The sequence below is a fragment of the Paracoccus shandongensis genome (assembly GCF_017315735.1).
Lineage (GTDB): Bacteria > Pseudomonadota > Alphaproteobacteria > Rhodobacterales > Rhodobacteraceae > Paracoccus > Paracoccus shandongensis.
Genome location: NZ_JAFLRK010000002.1, coordinates 229,509 through 235,885, shown reverse-complemented (window position 1 = coordinate 235,885; position 6,377 = coordinate 229,509). Strand labels below are relative to the sequence as shown.

8 protein-coding genes and 1 pseudogene are annotated in these 6,377 nt (G+C 66.7%); 3 read left to right on the top strand and 6 right to left on the bottom strand.

Annotation, left to right across the window (positions count from 1 at the left end):
- The 6 genes and pseudogenes from JX613_RS03640 to JX613_RS03615 form a co-directional block, all read right to left on the bottom strand.
- Positions 1 to 257 (bottom strand): annotated as a pseudogene (locus JX613_RS03640) (hypothetical protein); the annotation flags it as partial.
- 169 nt (positions 258 to 426) lie between these two features.
- Positions 427 to 1,269, bottom strand: coding sequence for a ferredoxin--NADP reductase (locus JX613_RS03635; protein ID WP_207100096.1), 843 nt, complete (start codon positions 1,267 to 1,269; stop codon positions 427 to 429).
- A gap of 45 nt (positions 1,270 to 1,314) precedes the next feature.
- The gene (locus JX613_RS03630) at positions 1,315 to 1,701 is read right to left on the bottom strand and encodes a DUF934 domain-containing protein (RefSeq protein WP_207100095.1); all 387 of its coding nucleotides are present in this window, start codon (positions 1,699 to 1,701) and stop codon (positions 1,315 to 1,317) included.
- Positions 1,698 to 2,429 (bottom strand): phosphoadenylyl-sulfate reductase, encoded by a 732-nt coding sequence (locus tag JX613_RS03625; protein ID WP_207100094.1) that lies wholly within the window; start codon positions 2,427 to 2,429, stop codon positions 1,698 to 1,700. Before JX613_RS03625 ends, JX613_RS03630 begins: the two co-directional genes overlap by 4 nt.
- The gene (locus JX613_RS03620) at positions 2,422 to 4,080 is read right to left on the bottom strand and encodes a nitrite/sulfite reductase (protein WP_207100093.1); all 1,659 of its coding nucleotides are present in this window, start codon (positions 4,078 to 4,080) and stop codon (positions 2,422 to 2,424) included. The genes JX613_RS03625 and JX613_RS03620 overlap by 8 nt, the downstream gene beginning before the upstream one ends.
- On the bottom strand, positions 4,073 to 4,414 hold the full coding sequence (locus JX613_RS03615; protein ID WP_207100092.1) for a DUF2849 domain-containing protein: 342 nt from the start codon (positions 4,412 to 4,414) through the stop codon (positions 4,073 to 4,075). The genes JX613_RS03620 and JX613_RS03615 overlap by 8 nt, the downstream gene beginning before the upstream one ends.
- A gap of 124 nt (positions 4,415 to 4,538) precedes the next feature.
- Between JX613_RS03615 and JX613_RS03610 the strand changes: the two genes are divergently transcribed.
- The 3 genes from JX613_RS03610 to JX613_RS03600 are packed head-to-tail and all read left to right on the top strand — an operon-like array spanning position 4,539 to position 6,377.
- The gene (locus JX613_RS03610; RefSeq protein WP_207100091.1) at positions 4,539 to 5,030 is read left to right on the top strand and encodes an Lrp/AsnC family transcriptional regulator; all 492 of its coding nucleotides are present in this window, start codon (positions 4,539 to 4,541) and stop codon (positions 5,028 to 5,030) included.
- Between the two features lie 10 nt (positions 5,031 to 5,040).
- Positions 5,041 to 5,397: an arsenate reductase (glutaredoxin) gene (gene arsC, locus JX613_RS03605; protein ID WP_207100090.1), complete on the top strand. Its 357-nt coding sequence runs from the start codon at positions 5,041 to 5,043 to the stop codon at positions 5,395 to 5,397.
- Complete coding sequence (locus JX613_RS03600) at positions 5,397 to 6,377, top strand: hypothetical protein (protein WP_207100089.1); 981 nt, start codon at positions 5,397 to 5,399, stop codon at positions 6,375 to 6,377. Before arsC ends, JX613_RS03600 begins: the two co-directional genes overlap by 1 nt.

Genomic DNA, 6,377 nt, shown 5'->3' with positions numbered 1-6,377 from the left:
CGCTGCGGCGCGGCGGGTTCGGCCTGTTCGGCGCGCTGACGCTGCGGCTTCGGCTCGGCCTGGGCGGCGGGGGGCTGCTCGCGCGTCCGCTGCGGCTTCGGCTCGGCCTCGGCGGGCTGCTCCTTGGGCGCGGCGGGCTGCGCCTGTCCCGCGCGGACCGGCGGCTGTTCCCGTTCGGCCTGTGCCTGGGCAAGCTGCGGCACCAGCAGCGACAGGCAGGCCGCGATGGCGGTGGTGTTGTGGATGATCCGGCGCATGGGAACTCCTCTCGCTCGGACGGTTACGGCGTTGCCTTCTTAACAGGCGGGCAAACGGCCAAGTTCCAAACACTTGCGTGACCCTGCCGTGATCGGCAGGAAAGCCCCCGGAACGGCAAAGGGCGCGGCCTCTGCCGCGCCCTTGCCAAGCCATTCCAATGCACGGAAATCAGACGCCGTCGCCGACGAAGGCCTTTTCCACCACGAACTCACGCGGTTCGGAATTGGCCCCTTCGCGCAGGCCGAAGCCTTCCAGAACCGCCTTCACATCCACGTTGAAGGCCAGGCTGCCGCAGACCATCGCGCGGTCGGTTTCCGGGCTGATCGGCGGCAGGCCCAGGTCGGCGAACACCTTGCCCGAGGTCATGTTGTCGGTGATCCGGCCCATGCGCGGCGATTGTTCCCGCGTGGTGGTGGGATAATAGACCAGGCGGTTGGCGAAATCCTCGCCATAAATCTCGCCCAGCAGGGGATCGTGGCGCAGGTTCTCGACCAGCTCGCGGCCATAGGCCAGCTCGTCCGCCGTGCGGCAGGTGTGCATCATGATCACCTGCTCGTAGCGTTCATAGGTTTCCGGGTCGCGCATCAGGCTGGCGAAGGGCGCGATGCCGGTGCCGGTCGCCAGGAACCACAGCCGCTTGCCGGGCAGCAGCGCGTCAAGGACCAGCGTGCCCACGGGTTTGGGGCGCAGGATGATCTCGTCCCCCGGCTGGATATGCTGCAATTTCGAGGTCAGCGGCCCGTCCGGCACCTTGATGGAATAGAATTCCAGTTCCTCGTCCCAGTTGGGGCTGGCGATGGAATAGGCCCGCAGCAAGGGCTTGCCGTTGTCGCCCAGAAGGCCGATCATCACGAATTCGCCCGACCGAAAGCGCAGGGATGCAGGGCGCGTCACGCGAAAGGAAAACAGGCTGTCGGTCCAGTGCCTGACCGCCGTCACGGTCTGCGCGTCGGGAAGCGTCTTCGGGGCAGTCTTGGGGGCGGCGTCGGCCACGGGGATGTCCAGCGTCATGGGATTTCCTGTGTTCTAGTCGATCGGGCGGCGGGGGGAAAGCCCTCAGCCCGCCAGCTTGGCGCGGTGGTCATAGGCCTGCCAGTCGGCCCGCATGATCCATTGTTCGGCGGGCTGGCGTGCGGCGATGTCGGGGGCGACCTCGACCTCGTCAAAGCCCACGCGGCGGGCCATGGCATACTGGTCGGCGATCAGCCGGCCCGAGGCGCGCAACCGGCCCTTGAAGCCCATCTCGCGCAAGCGGCGGGCCAGCGAGAAACCGCGCCCGTCGCTGAAGGACGGAAAGTCGATGGCGATCAGGTCGCGGTCCAGATGCTGGGCCAGGTCGGCCAGCGGCGTGTCGGGGGCCAGCACCTCCTCGGCCTCCTCGACCAGCGGGTGGAAGCCGTCGTCGCGCGCGATGACGCGTTCGCTGTTCAGTCGTTCGGTCATGCCGGAACCTTTCCGCGGACCATCTTGCCGCCAATGAAGTGGATGCCGCATTCGGACTTGTCGCTGCCCCGCCAGCGGCCCGCGCGCGGATCCTCGCCAGGGCGCACCGGCGAGGTGCAGGGCGCGCAGCCGATCGAGGGATAGCCGCGCGCGACCAGCGGATGACGCGGCAGGTTGTTTTCGACCATGTAGTCCTGCACGTCCTCGGCCCGCCAATGAGCCAGCGGGTTGATGCGCAGGCGCGACGGCGGCTCGGGCTCAAAGAACTCCAGCGCGGCGCGGTCGCTGTTCTGGAACCGCTTGCGGCCCGTGATCCAGGCGTCATAGCCCGACAGCGCCCGTTCCAGCGGCACCGTCTTGCGCAGGTCGCAGCAGGCATTGGCGTCGAACTGGTGCAGCGTGCCGTCGGGATCCTGGCGCGCCACGTCCGCCTCGGTCGCCCGGATCACCTGCACATTGGTCAGGCCCAATCTTGCCGACACCTCGTGCTGATAGTCCAGCGTTTCGGGAAACAGCATCTGCGTGTCGATGAACAGCACCGGCAGGCCCGGCGCCGCCCGGCTGACCATGTGCAGCAGCACCACCGATTCCGCGCCAAAGGACGACACCAGCGCCACCCGCCCCAGGTCGGGGTCGCTGACGGCGCGGCGCAGAACCTCGGTCGCGGCATGGTGGCGATAGCGGTCGTTCAGCCGCGCGGCCCGCCCGTCCAGCGTGTCGTCAATCATCGGCAGGCTCGGGGTAGAGCGCGGCCTTGAAGGGGGCGGGACCAAGGCGGCGATAGGCGTCGATGAAGCGTTCGGACGCGTCCGCGCGCACCTCCAGATAGGCGCGCAGCAGCCGGTCGATGGCGGGCACGACCTGGTCATAGGGGAAGCCCGCCCCGGCCCGTTCGCCAATGGCCGGGATGTCGTATCCGTCGCCGCCCAGCGTGATCTGGTAGTTTTCCACCCCCGCCCGGTCCAGGCCCAGGATGCCGATATGGCCCAGGTGGTGATGCCCGCAGGCGTTGATGCAGCCCGAGATGCGGATGTTCAGCTTGCCGATCTCGTCTTCCAGCCCCGCATCCTTGAAATGGGTGGCGATTTCCTGCGCGATGGGGATCGACCGGGCGGTCGCCAGCGTGCAGTAGTCCATGCCCGGGCAGGCGATGATGTCGCTGGTTAGGCCCGCATTGGCGGTGGCAAGCCCCGCCCCTTGCAGCGCCGCATAGACGGCGGGCAGGTCCGACTTGTGGACATGGGGCAGCACGACGTTCTGGTCGTGGCTGATGCGCAGGTCGGAATGGCCGTATTGTTCCGCCAGATCGGCCAGCAGGCGCATCTGGTCGGCGCTGGCATCGCCCGGCGTCGCGCCATGCGTCTTGAAGGTGACGATCACGCTGGCATAGCCGTCCACCTTGTGCGGATGCAGGTTGGTGTCGGTCCAGCTGCGGAAGGCGCCGTTCCGCGCCCGCTCGGCTTCGTAAGCATCGACCGGGCCGTTGCGGAAGGCGGGGGCGGCGAAGCGGTCCTTGAAGATCGCCAGCGCCTCACGGTCGGCGCCATGGAAATCGCGACGGCGGTTGAGGAATTCCTCCTCGACCTCGGCCTTGAAGACATCCAGGCCGCGTTCATGGACGGTGATCTTGATGCGGGCCTTGTACTTGTTGTCGCGCCGTCCCGACAGGTTGTAGGTCGAGATGATCGCCTCGATATAGGCCAGCAGGTCGCCTTCGGGCAGGAAGTCGCGGATCACCTTGCCCAGCATGGGCGTGCGGCCAAGGCCCCCGCCCACCCAGACCTCGAACCCCGTCTGGCCGTCCTGCTGGCGCAGGCGCAACCCGATGTCATGGGCCGCGACCAGGGCGCGGTCGCGCTGCGCCCCGGTGATGGCGATCTTGAACTTGCGCGGCAGGAACTGGAATTCCGCGTGATCCGTGGACCAGCTGCGCAGCAGCTCGGCATAGGGGCGCGGGTCCATGTATTCGTCGGCGGCGGCCCCCGCGAAGGCGTCGGTGGTCACGTTGCGGATCGTGTTGCCGGATGTCTGGATGGCGTGCATCCCGACGGATGCCAGGTGGTCCAGCATGTCGGGGATGTCCACCAGCCGGGGCCAGTTGAACTGGATGTTCTGCCGCGTGGTCCAGTGGCCATAGCCCTTGTCATAGGTTTCGGCCAGATGGGCCAGCATCCGCATCTGGTCGGGGCTGATGGTGCCATAGGGAATGGCGATCCGCAGCATATAGGCGTGAAGCTGCAGATAGACGCCGTTCATCAGGCGCAGGGGCCGGAATTCGTCTTCCGTCAGGCTGCCGTCCAGGCGTCGTTCGACTTGGGCGCGGAACTGGGCCGCACGGTGGCGCACATAGTCGGTATCGACGGGACGGACGTCAAACATTGCTGGCCTCGGTCTGCTTGGCTTGCTTCACGGCCTGGATGCCGTGGAAATAGTTGGACGGCCCGCGCTGGCGGAAGGCCTCGCGGAAATGGGTGGGCTCGGGGCCGTTGGGGCCGCGCCGGGCCTCGACCAGATAGGGGCCGACGACGATGCCGGACTGGCCCACCGCCTTCAGCAGCGCCAGGTCGGCGATGGCCTCGTCCTCGAACAGGGTCGCCTGCGCGGGATCGGCGGTCCAGCCATCCTCGCACATCCAGACGTTATGGCCTTCGCGCAGGTCGTTCGCGGTGATGACGCCGGGCTTGGCGGCCGTCGGGACGAAGGCTTTGCTCATGGATCGGACCTTTCGAGTTGTCCTGGACAATATAGAATTTTGTTCTGGAATTTTGCGATAGGGTCGGGAAAATAAGGACATTCAGCCACAACGGTCAGACATGTCGGAACAGCTTCCACAGAATATGGGTCACGCCAAAACAAATTTCCGGCTGGACGAGGTGGATCGCAAAATCCTGTCCCTGCTGCAAGAGGATGCGAGCCTGTCGCTGGATCAGATCGCCGACCGCGTGGGCGCGTCCAAGACCCCCGTCTGGAACCGGATCCGCAAGCTGCGAGAGGCTGGCGTGATCCGCCGCCAGGTGGCGATCCTGGACCCCGAGGCCCTGGGGCTGGAGGCCTGTTTCTTCGTGCTGATCCGCACCAGCGAACATGACAAGGCCTGGGCCGCGCGCTTCCTCAAGGCGCTGCGCGAACGCCCCGAGGTGATCGAGGCGCACCGGCTGGCGGGCGACATAGACTATATCCTGAAGGTGCAGGTGAAAAACGCCCGCGCCTATGACCGTTTCTATCAGTCGCTGATCGGCGAGGTGAAGATCCACAACGTCACCGCCCTGTTGTCGATGGAGGAGATCAAGGCGACCAGCGCGCTTCCCATTCCCGACATTGCGCGCTAGGGTTGTTTTCATGGCTGACTATACCATCTGGCATAATCCGAAATGCACGACCTCGCGCTTTGTCCTGCAAGCCTTGCAGGATGCGGGGGTGGACCTGACGGTGCGCGACTATCAGGCGCAGCCGCCCACGGTGGCCGAACTGCGCGCGGCACTGGACCGGCTGGGCATGGCCCCGCGCGCGTTGCTGCGGCGGCGGAACACGCCTTACGACGACCTTGGCCTGGGCGATCCGTCGCTGACGGATGACGCGCTGATCGCGGCCATGGCGAAACACCCCGCCGTCATCGAACGCCCGGTGGTCTTCGGCCCCCGGGGCGCGCGGCTTTGCCGTCCGAAGGAAACCGTCTTCGACATGCTGGCCTCCTGATGGCCGCGCCGAACCTGCTGATCCTGGCCCAAGGCGGGCGGCTGGAATTCGAGGCGATCCTGTTCGCCGCCAGCCTGCGCCATGCCGCGCCCGATTTCACCGGCCGCCTGATCGTGGCCGAACCGCAGCCGGACGGTGCCTGGGCCGGTCACGACACCCGCATGGCCGACGACACCCGCGCCCTGCTGGACAGCCTGGGGGCCGAGATCGCGCCCTTCACCGCCCGCCATTTCGGCGCGGCCTATCCCTATGGCAACAAGATCGAGGCGCTGTCGGTCCTGCCCGCCGGGGAACCCTTCGCCTTTTTCGACACCGACACGCTGGTGACGGGTCCGCTGGACCGGGTGCCCTTCGATGGCAAACCCGCGGCATCCATGCGGCGCGAGGGGACATGGCCCGAACCGCCGCTCTATGGCCCCGGCTACGGCGCGATCTGGAAGTCGCTTTACGACCGCTTCGGCCTGGATTTCACGTCGTCCCTGGATCTGTCCCAGCCGGACGAGCATTGGGAGCGGTATCTGTATTTCAACGCGGGCTGGTTCTTCGGTCCCGATCCGGCGGTCTTTGGTCAGCGGTTCCTGAATTGGGCGCTGTCGGTGCGAAACGATCCGCCCGACGAACTGGCCTGCCAAAGCCTCGACCCCTGGCTGGACCAGGTGATCCTGCCCCTGGTGATCCACAGCCTTGGCGGCGGGCGTCCCGGACCCGGCCTGACGGGCCTCGATGGCGATGTGACCTGCCATTACCGCAAGCTGCCGCTGCTTTACGCCCGCGAATCCGATGCCGTGCTGGAGGTGCTGGAGGCCGCGACCGCCCCCAACCGCATCAAGAAGCGCCTGAAGGATTGGGAACCGGCGAAGAAGCTGATCTACCAGGGCAAGGGCCGCGACAAGGTGCGCCCCCTGTTCGCCGGGGGGCTGCCCCTGAGGGAAAAGCCGATCCGGCAGGCGCTGAAGAAGAACAGCTGGTGGTGGGACTAG

Bases quoted from the DNA above. Each gene is read 5' to 3' on its own strand.
- arsC (WP_207100090.1), top strand. From the start codon at position 5,041: ATGGCTGACTATACCATCTGGCATAATCCGAAATGCACGACCTCGCGC.
- JX613_RS03600 (WP_207100089.1), top strand. From the start codon at position 5,397: ATGGCCGCGCCGAACCTGCTGATCCTGGCCCAAGGCGGGCGGCTGGAA.
- JX613_RS03630 (WP_207100095.1), bottom strand. From the start codon at position 1,701: ATGACCGAACGACTGAACAGCGAACGCGTCATCGCGCGCGACGACGGC.
- JX613_RS03620 (WP_207100093.1), bottom strand. From the start codon at position 4,080: ATGTTTGACGTCCGTCCCGTCGATACCGACTATGTGCGCCACCGTGCG.
- JX613_RS03625 (WP_207100094.1), bottom strand. From the start codon at position 2,429: ATGATTGACGACACGCTGGACGGGCGGGCCGCGCGGCTGAACGACCGC.
- JX613_RS03610 (WP_207100091.1), top strand. From the start codon at position 4,539: ATGGGTCACGCCAAAACAAATTTCCGGCTGGACGAGGTGGATCGCAAA.
- JX613_RS03635 (WP_207100096.1), bottom strand. From the start codon at position 1,269: ATGACGCTGGACATCCCCGTGGCCGACGCCGCCCCCAAGACTGCCCCG.
- JX613_RS03615 (WP_207100092.1), bottom strand. From the start codon at position 4,414: ATGAGCAAAGCCTTCGTCCCGACGGCCGCCAAGCCCGGCGTCATCACC.